25 protein-coding genes and 1 pseudogene are annotated in these 23819 nt (G+C 69.6%); 8 read left to right on the top strand and 18 right to left on the bottom strand.

What is annotated here, in order from left to right:
- Positions 1 to 102 precede the first annotated feature (102 nt).
- The 3 genes from ATL45_RS12695 to ATL45_RS12705 all read left to right on the top strand — a co-directional run bounded on the left by ATL45_RS12695 (position 103) and on the right by ATL45_RS12705 (position 3667).
- Positions 103 to 1299, top strand: a complete 1197-nt coding sequence (locus ATL45_RS12695; RefSeq protein ID WP_093150404.1) for a hypothetical protein — start codon at positions 103 to 105, stop codon at positions 1297 to 1299.
- A gap of 78 nt (positions 1300 to 1377) precedes the next feature.
- A complete protein-coding gene (locus tag ATL45_RS12700) occupies positions 1378 to 2901 on the top strand; it encodes a glycosyltransferase family 39 protein (protein ID WP_246025309.1) in 1524 nt (507 codons plus the stop codon).
- Positions 2902 to 2974: 73 nt separating this feature from the next.
- The gene (locus tag ATL45_RS12705) at positions 2975 to 3667 is read left to right on the top strand and encodes a GOLPH3/VPS74 family protein (RefSeq protein WP_170210227.1); all 693 of its coding nucleotides are present in this window, start codon (positions 2975 to 2977) and stop codon (positions 3665 to 3667) included.
- A 45-nt stretch (positions 3668 to 3712) separates the two neighbouring features.
- Here the strand turns inward: ATL45_RS12705 and ATL45_RS12710 are convergent, their stop codons facing one another.
- The 5 genes from ATL45_RS12710 to ATL45_RS12730 all read right to left on the bottom strand — a co-directional run bounded on the left by ATL45_RS12710 (position 3713) and on the right by ATL45_RS12730 (position 8197).
- Positions 3713 to 4084 carry a four-helix bundle copper-binding protein gene (locus ATL45_RS12710; RefSeq protein ID WP_147452912.1) on the bottom strand — a complete coding sequence of 124 codons (372 nt, stop codon included), beginning with the start codon at positions 4082 to 4084 and terminating at the stop codon, positions 3713 to 3715.
- A gap of 91 nt (positions 4085 to 4175) precedes the next feature.
- A complete protein-coding gene (locus ATL45_RS12715; RefSeq protein ID WP_093150412.1) occupies positions 4176 to 5048 on the bottom strand; it encodes an NAD(P)H-binding protein in 873 nt (290 codons plus the stop codon).
- Positions 5049 to 5428: 380 nt separating this feature from the next.
- The gene (locus ATL45_RS12720) at positions 5429 to 6124 is read right to left on the bottom strand and encodes an IclR family transcriptional regulator (protein WP_093150415.1); all 696 of its coding nucleotides are present in this window, start codon (positions 6122 to 6124) and stop codon (positions 5429 to 5431) included.
- 4 nt (positions 6125 to 6128) lie between these two features.
- The gene (locus ATL45_RS12725; protein WP_093150419.1) at positions 6129 to 7334 is read right to left on the bottom strand and encodes a fumarylacetoacetate hydrolase family protein; all 1206 of its coding nucleotides are present in this window, start codon (positions 7332 to 7334) and stop codon (positions 6129 to 6131) included.
- The gene (locus ATL45_RS12730; RefSeq protein WP_177241938.1) at positions 7331 to 8197 is read right to left on the bottom strand and encodes a hypothetical protein; all 867 of its coding nucleotides are present in this window, start codon (positions 8195 to 8197) and stop codon (positions 7331 to 7333) included. The genes ATL45_RS12725 and ATL45_RS12730 overlap by 4 nt, the downstream gene beginning before the upstream one ends.
- 284 nt (positions 8198 to 8481) lie before the next feature.
- Here ATL45_RS12730 and ATL45_RS12735 point away from each other — a divergent pair, with 284 nt between their 5' ends.
- Entirely contained in the window at positions 8482 to 9261 is a 780-nt protein-coding gene (locus ATL45_RS12735) for a DUF2470 domain-containing protein (RefSeq protein WP_093150423.1), read from the top strand.
- Positions 9262 to 9493: 232 nt separating this feature from the next.
- Here the strand turns inward: ATL45_RS12735 and ATL45_RS12740 are convergent, their stop codons facing one another.
- On the bottom strand, positions 9494 to 9853 hold the full coding sequence (locus ATL45_RS12740) for a hypothetical protein (RefSeq protein ID WP_093150424.1): 360 nt from the start codon (positions 9851 to 9853) through the stop codon (positions 9494 to 9496).
- 129 nt (positions 9854 to 9982) lie between these two features.
- Between ATL45_RS12740 and ATL45_RS12745 the strand changes: the two genes are divergently transcribed.
- The 3 genes from ATL45_RS12745 (at position 9983) to ATL45_RS12755 (ending at position 13021) form a co-directional block, all read left to right on the top strand.
- Entirely contained in the window at positions 9983 to 10783 is an 801-nt protein-coding gene (locus ATL45_RS12745; protein ID WP_093151449.1) for a CPBP family intramembrane glutamic endopeptidase, read from the top strand.
- Positions 10784 to 10983: 200 nt separating this feature from the next.
- A complete protein-coding gene (locus ATL45_RS12750; RefSeq protein ID WP_235863453.1) occupies positions 10984 to 12192 on the top strand; it encodes an arginine deiminase in 1209 nt (402 codons plus the stop codon).
- A 268-nt stretch (positions 12193 to 12460) separates the two neighbouring features.
- Positions 12461 to 13021, top strand: coding sequence for a ferritin (locus ATL45_RS12755; protein WP_093150427.1), 561 nt, complete (start codon positions 12461 to 12463; stop codon positions 13019 to 13021).
- Between the two features lie 76 nt (positions 13022 to 13097).
- Here the strand turns inward: ATL45_RS12755 and ATL45_RS12760 are convergent, their stop codons facing one another.
- The 10 genes from ATL45_RS12760 to ATL45_RS12805 form a co-directional block, all read right to left on the bottom strand.
- Positions 13098 to 13685, bottom strand: coding sequence for a hypothetical protein (locus tag ATL45_RS12760; protein ID WP_093150430.1), 588 nt, complete (start codon positions 13683 to 13685; stop codon positions 13098 to 13100).
- A gap of 77 nt (positions 13686 to 13762) precedes the next feature.
- Complete coding sequence (locus ATL45_RS12765; protein WP_143121605.1) at positions 13763 to 14494, bottom strand: hypothetical protein; 732 nt, start codon at positions 14492 to 14494, stop codon at positions 13763 to 13765.
- Between the two features lie 5 nt (positions 14495 to 14499).
- Complete coding sequence (locus ATL45_RS12770) at positions 14500 to 14841, bottom strand: hypothetical protein (RefSeq protein WP_121505334.1); 342 nt, start codon at positions 14839 to 14841, stop codon at positions 14500 to 14502.
- On the bottom strand, positions 14838 to 15590 hold the full coding sequence (locus ATL45_RS12775; RefSeq protein ID WP_093150438.1) for a hypothetical protein: 753 nt from the start codon (positions 15588 to 15590) through the stop codon (positions 14838 to 14840). The genes ATL45_RS12770 and ATL45_RS12775 overlap by 4 nt, the downstream gene beginning before the upstream one ends.
- 293 nt (positions 15591 to 15883) lie before the next feature.
- Positions 15884 to 16375: a hypothetical protein gene (locus ATL45_RS12780; RefSeq protein WP_093150442.1), complete on the bottom strand. Its 492-nt coding sequence runs from the start codon at positions 16373 to 16375 to the stop codon at positions 15884 to 15886.
- Positions 16375 to 16947, bottom strand: a complete 573-nt coding sequence (locus ATL45_RS12785; protein WP_439332452.1) for a SigE family RNA polymerase sigma factor — start codon at positions 16945 to 16947, stop codon at positions 16375 to 16377. The genes ATL45_RS12780 and ATL45_RS12785 overlap by 1 nt, the downstream gene beginning before the upstream one ends.
- 217 nt (positions 16948 to 17164) lie before the next feature.
- Positions 17165 to 18115 carry a DUF5926 family protein gene (locus ATL45_RS12790; protein WP_093150447.1) on the bottom strand — a complete coding sequence of 317 codons (951 nt, stop codon included), beginning with the start codon at positions 18113 to 18115 and terminating at the stop codon, positions 17165 to 17167.
- A gap of 21 nt (positions 18116 to 18136) precedes the next feature.
- Positions 18137 to 18979, bottom strand: coding sequence for a glycerophosphodiester phosphodiesterase (locus tag ATL45_RS12795; protein WP_093150452.1), 843 nt, complete (start codon positions 18977 to 18979; stop codon positions 18137 to 18139).
- Between the two features lie 181 nt (positions 18980 to 19160).
- Positions 19161 to 20069 carry a DUF4328 domain-containing protein gene (locus ATL45_RS12800; RefSeq protein ID WP_093150456.1) on the bottom strand — a complete coding sequence of 303 codons (909 nt, stop codon included), beginning with the start codon at positions 20067 to 20069 and terminating at the stop codon, positions 19161 to 19163.
- Positions 20066 to 20383, bottom strand: a complete 318-nt coding sequence (locus ATL45_RS12805) for a rhodanese-like domain-containing protein (protein ID WP_093150458.1) — start codon at positions 20381 to 20383, stop codon at positions 20066 to 20068. The genes ATL45_RS12800 and ATL45_RS12805 overlap by 4 nt, the downstream gene beginning before the upstream one ends.
- A gap of 435 nt (positions 20384 to 20818) precedes the next feature.
- On the opposite strand from ATL45_RS12805, the gene ATL45_RS38415 reads away from it, so the two are divergent.
- Positions 20819 to 21037, top strand: coding sequence for a hypothetical protein (locus ATL45_RS38415; protein WP_143121606.1), 219 nt, complete (start codon positions 20819 to 20821; stop codon positions 21035 to 21037).
- A gap of 303 nt (positions 21038 to 21340) precedes the next feature.
- Here the strand turns inward: ATL45_RS38415 and ATL45_RS12810 are convergent, their stop codons facing one another.
- Positions 21341 to 22957, bottom strand: a complete 1617-nt coding sequence (locus tag ATL45_RS12810) for a monocarboxylic acid transporter (RefSeq protein ID WP_500691063.1) — start codon at positions 22955 to 22957, stop codon at positions 21341 to 21343.
- 317 nt (positions 22958 to 23274) lie between these two features.
- A pseudogene (locus ATL45_RS39620) lies at positions 23275 to 23619 on the bottom strand (DUF485 domain-containing protein); the annotation flags it as partial.
- Positions 23620 to 23819: the final 200 nt, after the last annotated feature.

Below are 23819 nucleotides of genomic sequence, written 5' to 3' on the forward strand. Positions count from 1 at the left end.
CGCGGTCGAGTGCCGCTGCCGCACACCCAGAAAGGGCCTGGAAATGATGCCGATCAGCACTCCTCGACCGCCGGTGCTGCGCGCGAACCGGAAGAGCGCGGCATGATCCGGGCGCTGCATCGCGAGCTGCGCAAGGGCGCACCGTTCGCGCTGGTGGTGGCGGCCGGTTTCACCGTGCTGGTGTTCCTGCAGCCGTGGTGGGCGGGCAACTGGAACGCGCTCACCACGGCACTGCGGTTCAGCGTGCTCTACGTGGGCCCGCTGATGGCCGCCGCCGGTGCGTGGGCGGCGAACCGGGAGCACCGCCGAGGCACCGCGGAACTGCTGGCCACCACGACGCGGCCGGTGTGGCAGCCCCTGCTCGTGCCCTGGCTGGCGCTGACCCTGATCTCGGTGCTCGGCATGGTGATCGCGCTCGCGATCGCGGCGTTCTTCGTCATCCCGACCGCCGCGCCGACGAGCGGTCGGTGGCTCCTGACGATGCTGGCGAACGTGCCGATCTTCGGTGCGATGGTGGCCTTCGGCACGTTGCTGGGCCGGTCGGTGCGGTGGCCGCTGATCACCGTGGCGACGCCGCTGCTGACGTTCACCCTGATCGTCTACGTCGAGATCCCCAGCTGGTCGTCGGCGATCGGCGTGGCACTCGGCCCGAACGACATCGCGAATTCCAGCATGTTCACCGCTTTCTCGAGCGCGTTGCAGGCCGTGTTGTTCAGCGCCATCGCGGGCGCGCTGCTCATCGCCGCGGCGGCGCGGCGACGATGGCTCGCCCTGCTGCCCGCAGGGCTGGTCATCGCCGTGTCGGCGCACTTCTCCGGGTTGTCGTACGACAAGCACGTGGCCATCGACCCGGCGGGCGCCCAACCGGTGTGCACGACCAGCACGCCGAAGGTGTGCGTCCCGAAGTACCAGGAGCCCGCGCTGGCCGAGGTCGCCGCCTTGACGCAGCCGATGCTGCGCAAGCTCGACGGAATTCCCGGCGCTCCGACCGAACTGCGCACCGGAAGCGGCAGCCCGGCGGACGCGGGCCTGAACACCTACCAGCACCCGATCACCCTCACCGGTCGGCTCGCGGATCCCGAGGCCGAACGCGAGCTGATGGCGTCGTACCTGGTCCTGCCCCGCCAGATGACGTGTCGCGGTCAGGACTTCTTCGACGCGTACCGGATCGCCGCGGGCTGGCTGCTCGACGACCGGCCCGCCGCCCCGCCCGGCCGCGAGTGGATGTCCGCGTACTACGCGGCGTACCGGAACTGCGACCCCGAAGCCATCGGGGCATTGGCCACCACAATTCGATAGCGCTCCGAAAACGAATACGCACGCCTGAATTCGACGAATTCAGGTGCTGCCCCCGCACGCCCGGAAAGGGGTCCGCACATGACCACCGTGCTCGCGAGAACCGTTCTGCGGAAAGCCGATTCCGCGCTCCACCCGATGGCCTGGCGCCCGGTGCTGCTGATCGCTTCGGCGGTGGCCGCGGTCCTGGTGCTCGTCAGCCCGCGCTACGGGTACTTCGCCGACGAGCTCTACTTCATCGCCGCCGGGCACCACCCGTCCTGGGGCTACGCCGACCAGCCGCCGCTGATACCGCTCCTCGCGTCCACTTTGGACCGATTAGCGCCCGGTTCGCTCGTGGTGCTGCGCTCTCCGGCCGCGCTCGCCATGGCGGCGGGCGTCGTGGTCACCGCGCTGATCGCGCGCGAGCTCGGCGGCGGCCGCCGGGCGCAGATCGCGGCGGCCGGGACCTGGGCGGTCACCGCGCAGTTCGCCAGCGCCGGGCACATGCTCACCACCTGGTCGATCGATCCGGTCCTGTGGACGACCGCCACCTGGCTGCTGGTGCGGTGGACCCGGCTGCGCGACGACCGGCTGCTGCTCTGGGCCGGCGCGGTCACCGCGGTCGCGCTGCAGGTCAAGTTCCTGATCCCGGTCCTGTGGCTCGGTGTCGGGATCGCCGCGCTGCTGACCGGCCCGCGCGACCTGCTGCGACGCCCGACGCTCTGGTGCGGCGCGGTCCTCTGCGCGCTCACCCTGACACCCACGCTGCTCTGGCAGCACGCCAACGGCTGGCCGCAGCTGCAGATGCCCGCCACGGTCGCGTCCGAGAACTCCACCGGCTGGCTGACCCTCCCGCTCGCCGTGGCTTGCGCCGGGCTCGTCGGCGCCGTCGCGGTCTGCTTCGGCACGTGGCGACTGCTGCGCGCCCCGCACCTGAGCCCGTACCGCTACCTGGGCTGGGCCGCGATCGGCATCGCGCTGGCGTTCGCCGCCGTCGACGGGCGACCGTACTACGTCGCCGGGCTGTTCGGGCTGCTCTACGCCGTGGCGGCGGTCGAGTGGGAGCACCGACCGATCCGCCGCTGGATCGTCGGGACCGCCTACGCCGCCTCCGCCGTCATAGCGATCGCTGCGCTCCCGATCCTGCCGATGCCGGTGATCCCGAAGCACGACGTGTTCGCCCGGGGCAGCATCGGTTGGCCCGAGCTGACCGCCGCGGTCGCCGACGCGCACCGCAGCACGCCGCCGGGCACCGAGGTCATCACGCACGACTACTGGTCGGCGAGCGCGCTGCACCACTACGGCCCGGCGGTCGGGATCACCGGAGTGCACAGCGGGAGCCGAGGTTTCTGGCACCTGAGCCGGCCGAGCGGCGGCCAGGTGCTCTACGTCGGCGGCACCCGCGACTACCTGCTGCAGCACTTCCGCGAAGTCCGCCCGATGACCACAGTGGACACCGGGCTCGCAGTGGACACCTACTACGAGGGCACCACGATCTGGCTGGCCAGCGGACCCCGCGCGCCCTGGCCCGACCTCTGGCCGGAGTTCCAGCGCATGGGCATCTTCGACGGCTCCACCGGCACCGGCGCGGAACTGCCCGGAGCGACGACCGGTGTAGGCTGAAAGGGCAGCGATTTCCGCTGAACGAGCACGCGCATCGAGACGAGCTGCGAAACTGAGCCGCGTGGATGTGCCCTTGCCGCTTTCCCTGCCAGAGGAATTCGTCCTGCTGTCCCAGCGAGAAACCGGAGAAGTCAGGTACGAACCCGCGACGAGCTTCGGCTGCGCGGCGGCCGAGCTCGGTGAACTCCTGCTGCGCGGCAAGATCCGGATCTGGCACAAGGAACGCCGGCTCTTCGGCCGCGCGGTGCTCATCGGGTCCGGCAAGATCGAACTGGTCGACTCCGGAAGCACCGGACTCGTCTGGGCTGAGGAGGTGCTGAACGGGCTCGTACGACGGCAAGCCGCCAAGTCCAAACCGGTCACCGTGACCAGCTGGGCCCGCCATCGCAGCTCGGACGCGCTGAACCAGCACCGGTCCGCGCTGCTCGCCCGCGGCCTGCTGGCTCACGCGCCACCCGAATCCCGGAGAAAACCCGACCGCTACTTCCCGCACCCCGGCGCGCGGGAGGCGCTGCTCGCCGAACTGCACGCCAGCATCGCAGGTCATCGCCCTTTCGACGGGCGCACCTTCGTCCTGACCCAGCTCGCCAACGCCGACGGGCTCAGCAGCGAGATGCGGCGCGGGCTCAGCGTCCGGACCGTCTTGAAGACCAAGCAGTTCGGGGATGTGCCGCCCAGCCTCCTCCGCGCCACCAGTGCACTCACCAGTGCGATTCCCAGCCCCTCCACTTCGGGGGGCGGTGACGGCGACGGCGGCGGCGAATGAACCTCCCGGGCCGCGTTTGGCGAACGCGACCCGGGAGGAACGGTTTCACGCCGGCTGCATCGCCTGCGGGGTCATCTGACGGCACATCGAGGCGCACTGGTTCATCATGTCCGCCAGCTCCGCCATCTCCCGCGATTCCATGCGGCGGCACATCTCGGCGGTCATGTCGCACATGTCGGCGCACATGCCGCACATCCGCACGCACATCTGCACCATGTCCGCGCTGGCCTTCGCCATGCTCGAACAGCGCATCATCATGTCCGCGCACATCCGGCACATGTCCGCGCAGGAGATCATCACCATGCTCATCTGCATGGCCTCGTCGCTGCGCTTCTCCATGCAGTGCGACAGCATCCGCTCGCACATGTCGTGGCACTTGTGGCACATGTCGATGCACTGCTGCATTTCGGTGGTCATCTGCCGTGTCATCCGTGGGCCTCCAAAGCACTCGGAAAGGACCCGGCCGCCCGCACAGGCGCCCGAGGGGCTCGGAATACCCCCGAGCGGCCTAGATCGCACGCACGAAGTCGGCCGCGTGGTCCCGGGCCCACTCCGCGAAGCCGCGGGCGCGGCCGGTGACCGGTGCCGAGGTCGGCATCGGCGGGACCGCCGACTTGTCGAAGTCCGCGAGCGCCGAGGGGTCGGATTCCGCTCCGGAGTAGTCCTCGAAACCCAGCAGGAAGTCGGCGTTCGCCGCGGCGAAGCCGCCCTGGGCCCGGTAGAACTCCCGGGCCTCGTGCGGCGTGACCTCCGCGATGCGGATCTCCCGGCCGACGGCTTCCGCGATGAGCTCGACCTGCTCGCGGTGGGTGAGCAGGTCGGGGCCGTTGACGTCGTAGGCACGGCCGTCGTGCCCGTCGGCCAGCAACACCGCCACCGCCACGTCCGCGATGTCCTGCTCGTGCGTCGGGTACCAGGCCACGGCGTCCGGGTTCGGGTCCCGCACGACGCCTTCGGCGCGGATCGACGGACCCCACATCCACAGCTTGTTCAGCGCGAACTCGCCGGGCCGCACGTGCGTCCACGCCATCCCGGAGGCCTCCACCGCCTGCTCCACGGGCAGGTGGAAGTGGGTGTCGAAACCGCCGGTGACCGCGCCCGACGACAGCACCACGACGCGCTGCACACCGGCCCGCTCCGCGGCGGCCACCACCTCCCGCGCGGTCTCCGGCACGGGGAACAGGAACAGCCGCTCAACGCCCCGGAACGCCTCGGTCAGGCTGTCCGGTCGTGCGAGGTCACCGCGCACTGCCGACACCCCGGCGGGGAACTCGGCCCGCGGGTCGCGGGTCAGCGCCCGCACCGGCTCGCCCGCGTCCGCCAGCCGGCGCGCGACGTGGCGGCCGACGTTCCCGGTGGCTCCGGTGATCAGGATGGTCATGCGCAGTCCTTTCCGCCTCTCCGCGATTTTCAGTGGTGGTCGCGTTGGGCGTTGATCTCCCGTGTTGCGGTTTCTTGTGGCTGGGTTGCATCACGGTCCCCTGAGGTGCGGTTGAACAGCACTCCGGTTGACACAAGGGCGTCATTACGTCCTCTCGACGAATCGGGTCGGGATGTCGAGCGCTCGAAGACGATTCATCCTGCCCCGCCGATCTCCCGCCGAGCAAACATGAACACGTTGTTCACATAACCCTCTGACCTGCGGAAACAATGCACCGGAAGACAGTGGAGAATTGCTTTTTCCGGCGCGCGGAAACCCGCGTCGAACTGGGAGAACACCTCACCAGGCAACCGGCGCGAAAAGAATGTCCGGAGCGGACCTCAGCGGAGGGCTTCCGCCACCGATTCCGCCGTTTCCAGGACCAGCGGGCCGATCTCTTCCGGCACCAGCGGCTGCAGAGCCACCACTCCGACGCTGGCGCGCAGACCGGGCACCCCGCGCACGGGCGCCGCCACGGCGAACGCGCCCGGTTGCAGGTCGCCGCTGCTGGCGATCCACCGCGGTCCGCCCGGCGGGAGGTCCACCGCGCGGCCGGCCGCGCCGCGGTGCACCGGGTGACGACTGCCCACCCGGTACGACACGTGGTAGCTGGTCCACGACGGCTCCACCACCGCCACGGCCTGCGCCTCGCTGCCGTCGGCGACGGTCAGGTGCACCGTCGAACCGACGCGCTCCGCCAGCGCCCGCAGCGCGGGCAGCGACGCCACGCGCAGCTGCGGCAGCACCCGCCCGGCGAGCCACAGCACGCCGAGGCCCAACCGCACCTTCGAACCCTCCCGGCGCACCAGGCCGCGGCTCTGCAGCGGCCCGAGCAGCCGGTAGACGGCCGCGCGGCTGACGCCCACGGTCGCCGCCAGGTCGCTGATCGTCGGCGCTTCGCTCTCCGACTCCGCCACCGCCTGCAGCAGGCTCAGCCCGCGCTCCAGCGTCAGCGAGCTCTCCTTCGCCACGGGCTGGGAGTCGCGGGGCGCGCCGAGCGGGGTGCGGATCGGTTCTGGGGTGGTTGGTGGGGCCATCGCGTCACCTCCGAGCGGCGGCCAGCACCGTGCCGGTCACCTCACCGAGCCCGATCACCGTTCCACCGGGCCCGGGCGCGGTCCCCCGCAGTGTCACCCGGTCCCCGTCCTGGAGGAAGGTGCGCTGCTCGCCGTCTTGCAGGGTGATCGGTTCGGCACCGCCCCAGGTCAGCTCCAGCAGGCAGCCGCGCTGCTCGCGCTGCGGCCCGGACACGGTGCCCGACGCGAACAGGTCGCCGGGCCGCACCGGGGCACCGTTGACGGTCAGGTGCGCCAGCTGCTGCGCGGGCGACCACGACATGTGCTCGAAGCGCGGCCGGGACAGCACCGTCTCGTTGCAGCGCACCTCCAGCTGCAGGTCGAGGCCCCAGGGCTCGGCCTCCAGCAGGTAGGACTGCAGCACGTGGTCCGGCTCCGGCAGCGGGATGCGGGCGTCCTCGAAGGCCGCCAGCGGGGTGATCCAGCCGGCCATCGAGGTGGCGAAGGACTTGGCCAGGAACGGCCCCAGCGGTTCGGACTCCCAGGCCTGGACGTCCCGCGCCGACCAGTCGTTGACCAGCACCACGCCGAACACGTGCTCGGCGAAGTCCGCGGTCGGCACCCGGGTGGCGGCCTCCCCGCCGCAGACGAACCCGACCTCGGCCTCGAAGTCCAGCCGCCGGGTCGGCCCGAACGCCGGGTGCAGGTCGCCGGCCGCCTTGCGCTGCCCGCTCGGGCGGTGGATGTCGGTGCCCGAGACGTACACCGTGCCCGCGCGGCCGTGGTAGCCGACGGGCATGTGCGTCCAGTTCTCCGGCACCGGCGCGGCGGTCCGGCGCAGGATGCGGTTGACGTTCTCCACGTGGTGCCGCGAGGAGAAGAAGTCGACGTAGTCGGCGACCGCGAACGGCAGCACCAGGGTGTGCCAGTCGGTGCGCACCAGGCGCGCACCGGCAGGCGCGCGGTCGGCCGACACGATCTCGGTGAGCCGCTCGCGCAGCTCCTGCCAGCGCTCACGACCGGCCGCCAGCAGCGTATCGAGGGAATCGGCCGAGACCAGCTCGGCGAGTCGAGGTCCGAGCGCCTCGGCGACGCCGCGCAGCGGCAGCGCGTGCCTGCCGACCCGCACCGCGACGACCGGACCGCTGCCGGTCACCAGCACCCCGTAGGGCAGCGTCTGCGGTCCGAACGGCTGGTCCGGGGCGAACTCCGGATCCTCGATCCAGGTCAAAGCAGTCCCAATCCTTCGAGCTCGACGACCGGGTCCTTCAACGATCGTGCCCCGTAGGAGGCGAAGACGTCGCGGACGGCGTTCGCCGCGTCGTCGGACAGCGCCTTGGCCTCCTCGGCCAGCGCGGCGCCGTCGGTGCTGGCCAGAGCTTCCCGCACGTCCTTGCCGGACAGCGAACGCGCGGCCGCGACCAGCAGGTTGAGGAAGCCGTGGTTGGTGAACCCGGTTTCCGGATCGGTGCCGCGCACCGCGGTGTGCAGCCCGGTGGTGGCCTTGAACGGCACGTCGAGGCTGGCGGCCACGGCCAGGAAGTCGGTGACCACGTCGACCGACGGCACCGACTCGGCGGTCTGCCCGCCGCAGCGCAGCTTCGGCCAGCAACCGTGCTCGGCCACCCGGCGGATGCCGTCCAGCCAGCCGTCGCCGCCGCGCCGCGGCTCGACGACCCGGATGATGTCCTCGGGCACGAACTCCGACACCCGCTCCAGCCAGATGTCGTCGACGTCCGACGGCGCGGGCATCTCCACCATCCGCAGCGCCAGCAGCTCCTGGCGGCCCTCGATGATCGACAGCGCCTTGGGCACGCCGCCGAGCCCGGTGTCGCACACCAGCGACAGCGGCACCGGCGCGCTCGGCTTGGCCTTGGCCAGCTCGGTGATCAGCTCGGCGAGCCGCGAGGCCTGGCACAGGATCGGCCCGAGCAGTCCGGTGAGGGCGCCGCCGCGCGCTTCGAGGTGGTCGGCCACCACCTGCGGGACGGCAGGCGCTCCCGGCGGGAACAACGAGGCGTCGTCGACCAGACGGGCGAACAGTGGCGGGATGCCGCGCGGACCGGGCGCGCGAAGCTCAACAGCGCTTGACACGGCTGACACGCTAATGCCGTATCAGCCAGTGAACAAAGGTGCCCGATAAACGGACGTCTGGCGGGGTCATGGGCTCCTCCCTCGCCTGGTTCAGACCTCATCATCCACCCAGCACCGACATCGGCTGACGGCACCCTTCCCCCACTGCGCGAGATCGCCTCCCGCTGCGGCCTTCCAGCTGGTACTAAGAGCATGTGGGCGGCAGTTCGGGGCGAGTTCCCCCGAGCGGAGCACTTCCAGACCCCGTGAAGGTAAGTTAGGCTTGCCTAAGTTGGAGGTGAGCGGTGAGCGAGACGAGGACCCGGAGACCTGCCACGCCGAGCCCGGCGGAGCGGGCCAGGAGCATCGCCAAGCGCGGTGGCCGGGCGGCGCTGCTGCCGTCCGGCGAAACAGCGGCGCGCGTCGCGCCGCTGCTGCACCACGTGCACGCGGACGGCTCCGCCACCGTGCTGCTCGCCGACGACCACCCGCTGATCTCCACCGCCTGGCAAGCCCCGCGCAGCGAACTCGCCGCGGTGCTGGAGGTCGCCGACCCGACGCCCGTCCGGCTCCGCGAACCGGTGCGCGGCCTGCTGTGGCTGACCGGCTGGATGAGCCTGCTGCAGGGCGCCGACGCCCGCGCCGAGGTGCTCGCGGTCGCCGAAGAGCGCCCCGACCCGAGGCTGCTGGACGCCGGGCACGGCGCGACCGTGCTGAAGCTGGAGTCGGCGTCGCTGGTGCTGGCCGACTCGGAGGGCACCAGCTCGGTGGAGCCCGCCGACTTCCAGGCCGCCGAGCCCGACCCGTTCTGCATGCACGAGGACTCCTGGCTGCGCCACCTGGAGCTCTCGCACCGGGACGTCGTCGGCCTGCTCGGCAGGCACCTGCCGGAGAAGCTGCGCGGCGGCCACATCCGCCCGCTCGGCCTGGACAAGTACGGCCTGCGCCTGCGCGTGGAGTCGACCGACGGCGACCACGACGTCCGCCTGGCCTTCTCCCGCCCGGTGACGACCACCGAGAACCTCGGCACGGAGCTGCGCCGCCTGGTCGGCTGCCCCTTCCTCGCCCAACAACGCTCCGCCTGAAATCCGGTCCGACGAACTCTTTCTGCGTGGCGGTGCGGGTGGCGGAACCTCAGCGCCCGCCTGGACTGCGGGTGCCCCGACTCATGTATGACCGATACACAGCGTCAGGGCCGTCCTCGCCAGGCGAACGCTGAGAACCCGCGGCGGCGCCGGTTGCGAGGGTGGGGCCAAGCGGCTTCGCCGCTTCAAAGACAACAGATCCGCTTGATCCGTTGCGCCTGCTCAAGCACTGTCAGTCGTCCTGGACGGCTTCGGAGTCGAGGGGTTCGAGGTGCTGGATCCGGCCGTTGCGGAACCGCAGGCGCGTCTCTCCCGGGCCCACCAGCAGCGCCTCGTCGACGCCGCCGCGGCGGGTGATCATCCACAGGAACGAGCGCGCGACGACCGCCGCCCGCCCGGGCCGGGTCCCGTCGACGAACCGCACCTGCAACCCGCCCGGATCGCTGTGCCGCAGCTCCACCAGGACCCCGTCGCGCACGCCGAACAGGTCGGCCGCGCCCACCGGGCCGTCGAGCGCCTCGAACCCGCGCACCGCCTGCAGCACGCGCACCGCGCGTCCGGTGTCGGCCGAACCCCACACGAACACGTCCATGCCCACCTCCGCCGGGCCGTCACCGATCCGACGCCACCGCCGCGCGGGCAGTTCCGGCTCGGGTTTCCCGGTTTTGCCAGACCGGACGGGGGCCGTCACCGGCCCGGGTAGGTTCGTCGCGTGAGCACCATGCGCGCCTGGTTGGCCCCCGCCCGCCCCGGCGACCCCGCCGTCGTCACCGACCGCCGGGAGCGCAAGGCGATCACCATCGAGCTGGTCGTGGTGTTCGCCGTGACGCTCGGGATGTCCGGCCTGCAGAGCCTGCTGTCCCTGCTCGACGCGCTGCTGCGCCCGGAACCGCTGGCCGACCAGCACGCCGCGATCAACGTCCCTCGCGCCGACCTGGGGCTGCTCGACATGCTCCAGCAGCTGACGAACGTGGCGCGGCTGATCGCCTGGGGCGCGCTGGGCGCGTACCTGCTGTGGCGCGGCGGGATCGCGCTGTGGCGGGTGGGCCTCGACCGCACCCGCCCGGGCAGCGACTTCGTCCGCGGCGTGGGGCTCGCGGCGCTGATCGGCATCCCCGGGCTCGGGCTCTACCTGACCGCGCACGCGCTCGGCCTCAGCCTGACCGTGCAGCCGTCCACGCTCGACGAGGCGTGGTGGCGGGCGCCGGTCCTGACGCTGGCCGCCTTCGGCAACTCCTTCGCCGAAGAGGTCCTGGTGGTGGCCTACCTGCTGACCCGGCTCCGGCAGCTGGGCTGGTCGGAGAACCGGGCGCTGTGGTTCGCGGCGGTGCTGCGCGGCAGCTACCACCTGTACCAGGGCATCGGCGGATTCGTCGGCAACGTCGTGATGGGCCTGGTCTACGGGCGGATCTGGCAGCGCTCCAACCGCCTGTGGCCGCTGATCGTGGGCCACGCCCTGATCGACGTCGTCGCCTTCGTCGGCTACGCCGCCCTCCGCGGAACCGTCACCTGGCTGCCGTAGGAGTGCAATTTCAATTGAAATCAGAGGTGTGATTTCAATTGAAATTGCGCGGCCACCCACCGGAGGAGCTCCGGAGCAGGCGCTTCGATCCGGGCGTTCTACGCAACGTTCTGATGGTCGCAACGGTGTTTCCGTTAACGATCCATCGAAAAACGCGTCGAGTGCAGATGTTTTGCGTCGTCGTGGCTACGCTGCGAATCGTGACCGAACCACACGTCCAGAGCGAGGTCGGGCCGCTGCACGCGGTGCTGCTGCACCGGCCGGGCACGGAGCTGAAGCGGCTCACCCCGCGCAACAACGACCAGCTCCTGTTCGACGCGATCCCGTGGGTCGATCGCGCGCAGGAGGAGCACGACGCCTTCGCCGAGGTCCTGCGCGGCCGAGGCGTTGAAGTACTGCTGCTGCGCGACGTCCTCACCGACGCGCTGCAGGACTCGCGGGCGCGGGCGGCGGCCGTGCTCAGCGGCGTCGACGAGCTCAGGCTGGGCTCCGACATCGCCGACACCCTGCGCTCCCACCTGTCCACTGTGGATGAGGCCGCGCTCGCCGAGATCCTCATCGCGGGCATGACCTTCGAGGAGCTGCCCGCGGCCGAGGGGCAGTCGCTGGTCCGCCGCATGCACCAACCGCACGACTTCGCCATCGAACCGCTGCCGAACCTGCTGTTCACCCGCGACTCGTCGGTGTGGGTTGGCGACCGGGTCGCCATCGCCGCCCTCGCGATGCCCGCGCGGCGCCGCGAATCGGCCCTCACCGACCTGATCTACGCCTACCACCCGCGCTTCTCGCACTCGGCCCGCGCGTACGGAGCGCACTCCGCCCCCGTCGAGGGCGGCGACGTGCTGCTGCTCGCGCCGGGAGTGGTGGCGATCGGCGTCGGCGAGCGCACCACGCCGGCCGGCGCGGAGTCCTTCGCGCGCTCGGTCTTCGCCGACGACCTGGCGCACACCGTGCTGGCGGTGCCGATCGAGCAGGCCCGCGCGTCGATGCACCTGGACACGGTCTGCACGATGGTCGACCGCGACGCGGTGGTGATGTACCCGGCCATCCAGCACTCGCTGCGCGCCTACACGCTGCGCCCGGCGGGCGACGAGCTGAAGGTGTCCGGCCCGACGCCGTTCTTGACGGCGGCGGCGGAAGCGATGGAGATCGACCACCTGCGCGTGATCGACACCGGCCTGGACCCGGTGACGGCGGAGCGCGAGCAGTGGGAGGACGGCAACAACACGCTGGCGCTGGCCCCCGGCGTGGTGGTCGCCTACGAGCGGAACGCCGAGACCAACGCCCGGCTGGAGGAAGCGGGCATCGAAGTGCTGCGGATCTCGGGTTCGGAACTCGGTTCCGGCCGCGGCGGACCGCGCTGCATGTCCTGCCCGATCACGCGCGCCCCACTCCCCGCGATCACCTGATCGGGTAGCCGGTGAAGGCGTCTCCCAGCGAATGAGTCGCTTGGAGGCGCCTTTTGCCGAAAGGTGATCACTCGAATTGGTGGTGACATGCGCAACTCCAACCCCGAACACCTACGCTGAGCCATCTACCAGCGGAAACAGGTCAGGTTTGGCTTGCCTGAATTTACCCAGGGTTGCCTTCGTTAATTGTGCGAACCTTAGGCTAACCGCAATTCACTTAGGCTTCCCTGGAATGTATCTGGATTGATTCCAGAGTATATTGATTGGCATGACCGCCACCGCGAAGAAGATTCAGCACAAGGAATCCAAGTTCGAGCACCTGCTGCAGGAGCAGGTGCGCAACGAGTTCACCGCCTCGCACCAGTACATCGCCGTCGCCGTGTGGTTCGACGACAACGACCTGCCGCAGCTGGCCGGGCACTTCTACCGGCAGGCGCTGGAGGAGCGCAACCACGCGATGATGATCGTCCAGTACCTGATGGACAACGACATCAAGCCGATCATCCCCGCCATCGAGCAGGTCCGCAACGACTTCAACGAGACCCGCGAGCTCGTCGCGCTCGCCCTGGAGCAGGAGCGCGAGGTCACCCGCGAGATCGAGACGCTGGCCAAGACGGCTCGCGAGGAGGGCAACTACCTCGGCGAGCAGTTCATGCAGTGGTTCCTCAAGGAGCAGGTCGAAGAGGTCTCCCAGATGTCGACCCTGCTCAACGTGGTCGACCGGGCCAAGGGCAACCTCTTCGACGTGGAGAACTTCCTGGCCCGCGAAACGGTCGGGGACGAAGGAGCGGACGCGACAGCCCCCAAGGCCGCAGGCGGCTCCGTCTGAGGGCCCCTTTCGAGGTAGCGGCAACGCCGCCTGGGCAACCCCAGGCGGCGCTCACCTCCGCCCGCGCTGCCCGGATTCACCGCGGCTGCACAGCGGCGTAGAACTTCCGCGCAACCTCACGCGCGCCTCCACGGCACTCCTCGCTGCGCGGGTCGAAGTCCCCAGCAGGCGGATCATAGTATGTAGCGGTAATCACCGCGTTCTCGTCGAGAATTTGGATCGTGCAGCCACCGCCCTCCACGAAGCGAGTCCAGTGCGCTGCCGAACCAACCCCCACGCCGCGATCCTCTTCAACCTCTGACAGCGCATGCTCGCTGAAGCTGACCTTCGCACGCTCGGCCCCGGACTGGAATCCGTCCGCATTCTCCCGGCCTCCGTACAGCCGAGCTTCGAAGCCGATGACGACAGCACCGCTTTCCACCGGCATAAAGGAGCACACCCGCGACGGACTACCCGTCGCATCTTCACCGGGCGAGCCGTCCAACATCTTCAGCTCGGGCAATTTCTGCTGAATCTCCAGGCAACCTGGAAAATCCGCAAAGTCGTACTTGACCGGCCCGAGAGGCGGGCCACTCGGCGACGACGGACTCGAATCGCTGCCCCCAGGCGTCTCGAACGGCTCGATCGCCGGGCCGAAGCAACCACCGGCGAACAGCATCGCCACAGCCAACAACCCAACAACAGACGGCTTTCGAGAACAGACTGATTTACTACTCATGACCCCTACTCATCGACAAGAACTCAGCCTTCGACCGCCTGAGGCCAGTGACCTCGGGGGAGCTTCTGATCCGTCATGTAGCTGATCAGGTCCCGGACCTTGCTGAGCGCCGCCACGAACCTCTTGGCAATTCCCACCAAGTTGTCGAGGGACTTGGCGACAACATCGCCGACAGCACCTGCCAGATCACTGACCGCGAAGGGAATGTTTACGACGGTCGACGTTTCAAGCGAAGCGGTGACGAGCGCTCCCAGGAAACCAGTCACCATCTTGGCCAACTCGGCCATGTAATCGACGTTGTACTGGGCGATATCGATGAGCCACCTACCGACTTGGTCCGCCTTGTTCGCGACCGCCCCGATCGCCTCGTTCTGCTTGCCCGCCTTGTCCTTATACGCGCTGCTCGCTTTCCCTTCCCAGTCGTAGAGACGGTTCCCGAACGTATGGGTTAGGTTGTTCACCGGCTTCTGGACATTTTCAGTCCAGCTGAATGACTGCACAATGAGGGACACGACGGGCGTGTGGTGTTCCACTGCCGTCCTGACAAGCTTCACCAACTCCGAGAGTTTCGCGCGGATAAACTCGATGGCCGGTTCGATGGAAGCCACCAACGGCCCGAGAATGAATCCCCACTCATTGATGTGGGCAACAGCGGCATTGAACCTGTCAACGCTCTCCTGAGTCTTTTCCTCCAGTCCATTGAACGCTTGGCCGAGCGGGCCGATCAGATCTTCGGAAACGGGCATGCTGGTCACCAATCCTATGAACCGTACGCCTTGTTGATATCGACCTCATTCATCCCGTCGGTTCTCTCGTACTCATCGGCGATCATGCGCAAAGAACCATGGATCTGATGGAACTCAGCGGTCGCCTCCTGGAGGATCCTCTCCATGAAAGCGCGAAATTCTTCGTAGTACATGGCCTCGAGAGCCGCATTGGCCGCCCCCGGCACGAGAGTCATGAGATCACCAACGAAGAACGCGGGAGGCGACAAGTACGCATCTCTCACTGCCTGAAGGATTGGTTCGGTTTCCGCCGCCTTGTCCTGCCACAACTTGGCTTCGTCTCGAATCTGTCCAGTAACAGCTCTGTAGCCCGTCATTCCAACCATCCGGAATCGTTGAGTTCTGCGAAGTGGTCGTCTTCCGCCACTCTGCTCTCGTAGCAGTTCTCCCTCGCCTCACCGGCGGTGTCGTCCTGCGGGTGCACCGGAGGTGAAGGCTCCCCCAGCGCGACTCCTAGACCCGCCCGGCCGAACAACTGCAGGATTTCGTCCGCCAGGACGGTGCTCGACGGGTTGTCCAGCGCTTGCGGGTCCCCGGTGATCGCGATGGGACCCCCGCGGCGCATCTGCATGGTGAGGTAACCGAGCGGACTGCGGATCTCGGTGACGTCCGGCGGCGGAGCTTGCTGCCGGCGGCGGATCGCGTCGTACTCCGCATCGATGGCGTCGAGCCGGGACCTGGTCCTGCGAACCCACTCCTCGAGTGACAGCGCCGCGGGATCCACGTACGCGTCGTCCGGTGCGGGTGCGCTCGGCTGCTGCACGGGACGGTGGGCGAGCTCGACCGCGAGTGCCCGCTGCACCGCGGTCATGTACGTGCTGTAGAGCACGGCCGGAAAGGCGTCCGGCCGGATCCGATCTGGCCAGCCCGGCCGGATCCAGGCGTTCTCCACCATGCGCGACCTGTTCACCGCGATCGCGATGAATCCAGTCCGATCGCGGGCTTCGTACGTGTTGGCCAGCTGGAGTTCCACGCCGCCCGGACGGGTGAGCTCGGCCGTGCGGGCCCGCAGCTGCGGGCTGTCCGGGACGTTCAGCGTTGCCAGCGCAAGGTTTTCGAGCGGCAAAACTCCTACCCCCAAACTTCTCCGTGCAACCAATTGGGCAGCGGCCGTCCAAGGAGCCCAAATCGGACGTTCTGCGCAGCGCGGCCGATGCTACGACACGTCGGCGGGAATCCGTGACCGTCAGGAAAAAGTTCAGCTGAAGGTTCGCAGGAGACCGGCGTCGGTTGGAACCGCGAACCGGGCGGGAGGCGGAATGCGCTGCGACCGCACGTGGAAACGGCCTCTCCCCGTCAAATTCGGTGCCGTGCGGTCACTTCTTCAGGACCGGCGCTCCCACAGCCACTTTCACCGCGTCACTGGGCCGGGGGTGGGGGTTGGGCTTGGGTGGTGGCGTTCGGTGAGGTCGTCGGGTCCGGTTGGGTGGTTTGGGTGGGCTTCGACGTCGTCGGGGCCGGTGCCGTGGTCTGGGTGCTCAGGATCTCCGGGGGTTCTTCGGAGGTCTGCGGTGGCCGGGGGCGGTACGGGGGCTGCGGGGGTTGAACCGGAGGGTGGTGCGGGGGCGGCACGGCAGGCAGGTCCGCGCTGGTCGAGGTCGGGATCGGGGTCGAGTTCACCACGGGAGGGGCCGCCGGTGGCAGCGGTCGTTCGGGCTGGTGGTTGACCAGCACCACGCCGCCGCCGACCAGCAGCAGCGCCGCGAGGGCGCTTCCGGAGGCGGCCAGCATGTTGTTGCGCTGGCGGCGGCGACGTGCGCCCGCGACCACCGACCACTCCGCTCCGGTGCGCACCGGGATGTCCAGGCGGTCGTCCCGGAGGATGCGGTTGAGCTCGTCCTCCAGATCCATCACACGTCACCTCCTTCCAGCGACCCGAGGCGCTTGCGCAGCGACGCCATCGCCTTGCTCGCCTGGCTCTTCACCGTTCCGCAGCTCACGCCGAGGCTCTCGGCGATCTCCGCTTCGGAGAGGCCTTCGTAGTAACGCAGCACGACCACGGCGCGTTGCCGCGGCGGCAGGCTCCTCAGCGCCTGCCACAGCGGCTCGTTCTCCAACCGGTCCGGCTGCGCGTACGCGGGCATGTCCGGGAAGTCGGCGAGCAGGGTTTCGCGCCGGGTGCGGCGCCAGCGGCTGACGTGCGTGTTCGCCATCGCCTTGCGCACGTAGGCCGTCGGGTCCGCGCAGTTGCGGTTGACCTTGGCCCAGCGGGCGCCGACCTTCTCCAGCACCGCCTGCACCAGGTCCGCGGCGTCGTGCGGGTTGCCGGTCAGCGCGTGGCCGTAGCGCATCAGTCCGGGCAGTGCCACCCGGACGAATTCCGCGAAGTCGTCTTCCGTCGCCGCCATGTCCCCCCGGCGCGCCTGCCGCTGATAAGTGCCGGCCGCCTCGGCGGTCGGCACTGCGGGCAGGTGCGCGGTCACCCGGTCCACCCCCGTCCACTTCGGGTATCGCCGTGGAGAACACGCCGCAGCGCACCCGGGGGTTGCCCCCATCAATACCGCGATCACCCAATCGGCGCAGCAATCCGCGGACCAGGTGCCCGAAAGCCGGCACCGCCCGCGCGATTCCGGCGCGACCAGGCGCTGAAACGGCATCACCCCGCCGACGGCCGCGGCTGTCGACGGGGTGATCCACGGTTCAGCGGATGGTGACCTGGCGGCCCCGGAGACCGTCCCGGGCCCGGCGCTCCGCCGCGTCGAGCGGCTTGTCGTCCAGGGACGCCAGGGCCTCCTCCAGGCGGCGGCCCAGGCGCGCGGCAGGCTCGTCCCACTCGCGGGCGTGCTTCTCGCGGTCCAGGTCCCACACCGGCACCAGGAGGCCGTGGGCGCGGAAGGAACCCGCGTAGCGGCTGTCGTCGTCGAGCGCGAGCTCACCGCGGGCGGACAGGCGGGCCAGCGCGGCGACCAGCTTCTCCTCCGGCTCCGGGCGGACCCAGCGCAGGTGCGCCTTCTCGCCCGCATCCACCCAGTACGCCGATTCCACACCTTCGGCGGTCAGCCGATCGGTGGGCATGATCGCCGCGTTCGCACGTTCCAGCGACAGCGCCACCTCGCCGGTCGGCTCGACGTCGCCCGGCAGCCACCAGGCGAAGTCCTCGTGCACCTCGACGTCGAGCTTCGCCTCCGGGTCCAGCAGGTCCTGCAGCCGGGTCGGCACGGCACCGGCCTCGGCGGTCTCCGGCCCGACGACCGACAGCGATTCGCCCAGCTCAGCGCCCTGCACCCATTCCACGGCGCGGGCCAGGTCGCGGCTGATGTCCCCGGAGTGGGTCTGCACCTGGAGCCCGATGAACGACTTGTCGTCGTTGCGGCGCAGTCCGGCGGCGGCCATCGGCAGCACCGTCGCCAGGGTGATCTCGCCGTCGCCGCGCAGCGGCAGCTTCGCCGTCGCCGACGGCACGAACTCGCGCAGCGCGATCAGCTCGCACTCCGCTGCCAGACCCTCGAAGGGCCTGGTCACGATCACGTCGGCGGCACCACCGGCGGCGCCGTGGCAAGCCTTGTAGCGCTTGCCGGAACCGCACGGGCAGGGCTGGCGCGGCTTGATCCCGGTGTCCGCCTCGGGCTTGGGCGCGGTTCGCTTCGACACTGCAGATCCCCTCGCTCGCGGTTACGTCGTCGTGACGCTACCGAACCGCGAGCTGTCCGAATCATCCAGGTGGGAGCGGGTCGAGGCGGGCGAGTTGGTGGCCAGGTACCGCACGCCGGCGCGGTGGCAGAGATCGATGTCGGCCTGGTCGTCGACCGTCCAGCAGTAGGTGTCGCGGCCGAGTGCGGCGGCGCGGGCGACGAAACCGGGATCCTCGCGGAGCAGCCGGATCCCGGGGCCGGCGATGTCGGCCCACGGCGGCAGCACGCCGTTGCGCCACGCGCTGCGGAACCGGTCGAAGAGCAGCACCGTCGGCACCCGCGGTGCCGCGGCGCGGAACCGGCGGACGGCGGCCTGGGAGAACGACATCATCAGCACCGGCGAGTGCTCCGGGTCGGCGGGCGCGGCCAGGCCGTGCCGCGCGAGCAGCGCGACGAGCTTGTGCTCCACCAGCCCGCCGTAGCGAACCGGGTGCTTGGTCTCGACGAACAGCCGCACCGGCTGCGGGTGATCGCGGACGAGACCGAGGAGCTCGTCCAGGGTCAGCACGCCGTGCTCCGGATCGGGGCGGGCCCAGTTCACCAGTTCGTCGGCGGTGCCCGGCAGTTCGCGGTGCCAGCTGCCGAAGTCCACTCCGGACATCCCGGCGAGGGTCAGCTCGCTGACCACGCCGCGGGCGCTGGAGGTCCGGTCGATGCGCCGGTCGTGCACGCACACCAGGTGGCCGTCGCGGCTCACCCGGATGTCGCATTCGAGAGCGTCGGCGCCCTGTTCGAGGGCCAGTTCGTAGGCACCGCGGGTGTGCTCGGCGCGGTGCGCCGAAGCTCCCCGGTGCGCGACGACGTCGGGAGTCGGCTGCCACACGACGCCGATTATCCGGACCGCTCCGATCGAGTTCCGGCATCTGTGACGCAACGCGCGAGTCGTTCTGCCAAGCCTGGATGTTCGGCCTGGTCAGAACCCGTGAGTGCTTTCTGGGGCTATGGCGCCCCAAAGTATTCACGGGCCATCACCTGCCGAAACATCGCGGTGCCGATCGGCGCTGTCAGCGCGGGGCGGAGGCCGGGCGCGCGGCGCGCGGGGGCGGCGGGGTCGCGCGCACCGCGCGGACCTGGAAGCGCTGGAGCTCGGTCGGGTCCGGCTCGACCAGCAGGGTCATCACGTACTTGATCAGCCGCGCGGTGAGCACCGCCAGCAGCGTGACGAGCGCGTTGTTCAGGGTGTGCAGGACGACACCGTCGGCGAGCGCCTGGACGGTGTCGCGGAATCCCCAGAGGATCGTGAACCAGCCGACCAGCAGCGTCGCCACCCACACCGCCCACCACAACCGGACGCGCAGCGTCGGGAACGGGCGCGCGCCGCGTTCCCGGGCGCCCTCGGCGACCAGCACCGAGTGCTCCAGCTCGGCGACCGCCGAGCCGGGCACGAACAGGTTCAGCCCCGGCACCAGCACGCCGACGATCACCTGCCAGTCCGGACGGGCGTTGCGCACTCCTATGCGCTCCGCGGCCGCAGCGCGGGCCCGCAGGCCCCACAGCACGACCAGCACCCCGCTCAGCGCACCCAGCACCCACAGCAGGAACCCGGTCGTGCTGACCAGCGCGTCGGAGATCGCCAGCGGCGTGCGCGCCAGCGCCCCGTCCCTGCTCAGCAGCAGCAGGACGTAGCGCCAGCCCTCGGCCAGGGTCGCCAGCCCGGCCACGCCCGCGGTGATCCACAGCGTCACGAGCGCGGTTCCGGCCGTCGCTTCCGCGCGCACCTCGGCGTTGACGTGCTGGCGCGCGGGCAGCGCGAGCGGCCAGCGCCACGCCAGCATCGGGAAGCCCCAGCGCGGCACCGCCGGGTAGGCGGGCGGACCGCTGTAGCGGCGTGGCTGCTTGCGCTGCTTCGGGCGCGGTGGGCCGCCGGGCGGAGTGGCGACCCACCGGGTCGGGCGCGGAGGTCCTGGGGTCACAGCACGAACGGCTCACCGTCGTCGGACACCATCGGCCGGCCGCTCGCCGACCAGCCGTTCATGCCGCGCTCGACGTTCACCGCGTCCCAGCCGTTGGCGTTGAGGTACGCGGTGACCTTCGCCGACCGGCCGCCGGACCGGCAGATCACGTAGACCTGGTCGGCCTCCGGGATCTCGTCGAGCCGCTCCACGAGCTCGCTCATCGGCAGGTGCACGGCCTCGGGCGCGTGCCCGGCCTGCCACTCGTTGTCCTCCCGGACGTCCAGCAGCACGCTGCCCTCGGGCAGCTGGGCGGGAATGTCTTCCGGCTGCACGCCGGGAACCTGATGACCGGGAACTGGAGTAGTCACACCCCGATGCTGCCACGCCGGACGTGGCGCCCGCGTGAGGCCCGCCCGGTGAATTCGTCGCGTGAGCGCCGTCGCCCGGCGGTGGGGCTCCACCGGACGTTCGAGCGACACCAGGCATCGGAGCGGTCCGGGCCGGGAAACCTGGCGGGGTTGGAACCAGCGAACCGGGGCGGTGTCAGTCGTGAACGCGGACCAACCGGCGTCACCGCTTCGGGGCCGGACCGGAGCCCGAGGCAGCCGATGCGCCCGGAAAAAGCGCTTTGACCAGGCGAAATGCGAGGCTGTTTCGTGGTTGTTCACGCTTTCAGGCGGTCCTGCCCTCGAAATTGGCGAAGCAAGATCATCTCGTGCGAAGGTTCGCTTGCTTGCTCGATTCAGGTCCGACCGAAAGGGGTTCCCGTGTCTAGTCGAGCCATTCTCCGCTGGCCGCACGGCAGCGAATGGGGACATCTGGCCGAGGTTCCGGACGGCGGCGGACTGCCCCGCTTCACCGGCTTCGTCCGGATGACGGATCCCCGCGTGCAGACGCTGATCACCCTCGTCGAGCCGCAACCGGCCGACGAGGGCATGTGGGAGGTCCACTTCACCGCCACCGAGTCCGAACTCGTCCCCACCTGAGCAGCAGAGCGCCCGCCCGGCGCGAAACCGGACGGGCGCTCTGCGGACCCTGAAGTCGAGTTCCCTCTCCGCTTTGCCATTGTCCGCAGCGGCGACGGCTCAGGCTGCGTCTCCGGAGGTGCTGCGCCGCAGGCGCATGACCCCACCCCCGCAACTCGCACCGCCGCGGGTTCTCAGAGGTTGCCTGGCGAGGACAGCCCGTTCGCCGTGTACTGGTCATACACAAGAACGGGATCCCGCAGCCAGGCAGCCTCTGAGGTTCCGCCACCCGCACCGCTACGCACAACGAGCCTGGAAAGAGCTCTAGTGCGAGATGGCCTTCTCGGCGCCTGCGCCCGTGAGGGAGCGGACCTCCATCTCGGCGTACTTGGCCTCGTTGACCTTGTCCTTGCCGAAGATCGTGCCGAGGTAGCCGAGCAGGAAGGACACCGGGATCGAGATCAGGCCCGGGTTCTTCAGCGGGAACCAGGCGATGTCCAGCGACGGGAACATCGCGGACTCGCTGCCGGTGACCGCCGGCGAGAACACGATCAGCAGGATCGTGACCGCCAGACCGCCGTAGATGCTCCACAGCGCACCGGTGGTGTTGAACCGCTTCCAGAACAGCGAGTACAGCAGCGTCGGCAGGTTCGCCGAGGCCGCCACCGCGAAGGCCAGCGCCACCAGGAACGCGACGTTCTGGCCGTTGGCCGCGATGCCGCCGAGGATGGACACGATGCCGATCACCACCGCGGTGATCCGGGCGACCTTGACCTCCTGGTTCTTGTCGTCCACCTTGCCCTTCTTGATCACGTTCGCGTAGATGTCGTGCGCGAACGAGGCGGACGCGGTGATCGTCAGACCGGCGACCACGGCCAGGATGGTGGCGAAGGCGACCGCGGCGATGAAGCCCAGCAGCAGCGGGCCGCCGATCTGCAGCGCCAGCAGCGGCGCGGCCGAGTTCACCCCGCCCGGGGCGTCCTTGATCGCCTCCGGTCCGACCAGCGCGCCGGCGCCGTAGCCCAGGACCAGCGTGAACAGGTAGAACAGGCCGATCAGCCAGATCGCCCAGACCACCGAGCGGCGGGCTTCCTTGGCGGTGGGCACGGTGTAGAAGCGCATCAGCACGTGCGGCAGACCGGCGGTGCCGAGCACCAGGGCGATGCCGAGCGAGACGAAGTCCAGCTTGCTGGTCTCGCTCGTGCCGTACTGCGCACCCGGGTCGAGCACGGACGGCCCGGCGACCTCGGCGGCGTGGCCGAGCAGACCGGACAGGTTGAAGCCGTACATGGCGAGCACCCAGACGGTCATCACGAGCGCGCCCGCGATCAGCAGCGCCGCCTTGATGATCTGCACCCAGGTGGTGCCCTTCATGCCGCCGACCAGCACGTACACGATCATCAGCGCGCCGACCACGGCGATGACCAGGGCCTGCCCGGACTTGCTGGTGATGCCCAGCAGCAGCGCCACCAGACCACCGGCGCCCGCCATCTGGGCGAGCAGGTAGAAGAAGCTCACGGCGAGCGTGGACAGCGACGCGGCGGTGCGCACCGGACGTTCCCTCATCCGGAAGCTGAGCACGTCGCCCATCGTGTACTTGCCGGTGTTCCGCAGCAGCTCCGCGACCAGCAGCAGCGCCACCAGCCAGGCCACCAGGAAGCCGATCGAGTACAGGAAGCCGTCGTAGCCGTAGACCGCGATCGCCCCGGCGATGCCGAGGAAGGACGCGGCGGACAGGTAGTCACCGGCGATCGCGACGCCGTTCTGCGGGCCGGTGAAGGCCCGGCCGCCGGCGTAGTAGTCGGCGGCGGTCTTCGTGTTCCGGCTGGCGCGGAACACCACGACCATGGTGACGACGACGAACAGTCCGAAGATGCCGATGTTGAGCGCGCTGTTCTGCGCGGTCTCGTTCTGGGCCAGCGGGGACAGCGCGGCGATCACTTCTCCCGGCCTCCTTCGGTGTCGTCCGCAGCGGGTTCAGCCTTCTCGGCGTCCTCCGTCGAGGCATCGCCCTTCTCGGCGTCCTCGTCCGGGGCGTCGCCCTTCTTGGCATCCTCAGCCGGGGCATCGCCCTTCTCGGCATCCTCGGCCGGGGCATCGCCCTTCTCGGCATCCTCAGCCGGGGCATCGCCCTTCTCGGCATCCTCGCTCGGGGCGTCGCCCTTTCCGGCGTCCTCCGTCGGGGCATCGCTCTTCTTGGTGTCCTCCACCGGAGCGTCGCCCTTGTCGGCGTCACCCTTCTCGGAGGCCGCCGGGGTCGCGCCGCCCTCGAGGGACTCGCGGATCTCCTCCGCGACCGGGTCGAGGTTGCGGTTGGCGTAGCGGACGTACCAGGTCGTGATCGCGAAGGTCGACACGAACTGCAGCAGGCCCAGCACGAGCCCGACGTTGATGTTGCCGACCAGCTTGATGCTCATGAAGCCGTGCGCGTAGTCGGCGAGCAGCACGTAAACCAGGTACCAGGCCAGGAACAGCGCCGAGACCGGGAAGACGAAGTTGCGCAGTTTGCGCCGCAAGGCGGTGAATTCGGGGCTGCTTTGCGCAGTTGCCCAGGTTTCGGCGTCGATACCGGACCCGGACCCGACTTGGTCCGTGGTGCTCACGGGGTCCCTCCCAGATGAAAAAGGCCCCGCCCCGGGGATGCCGGGACGCGAGCCTGAATCGCTTTCAAGGCGGGAACGCTACGTAGTTCGCCCACCACTGTGAAGCCCCGGAAGGAGTACACAAGCTAACGATCGAGTGAAGTTGGTGAAGGCCAATCGCAGTCATGAAAAGGCAACTCGATATGACAATTTCACCCGTT

Origin of the sequence: Saccharopolyspora antimicrobica (genome assembly GCF_003635025.1) — a bacterium.
GTDB classification, from domain to species: domain Bacteria; phylum Actinomycetota; class Actinomycetes; order Mycobacteriales; family Pseudonocardiaceae; genus Saccharopolyspora; species Saccharopolyspora antimicrobica.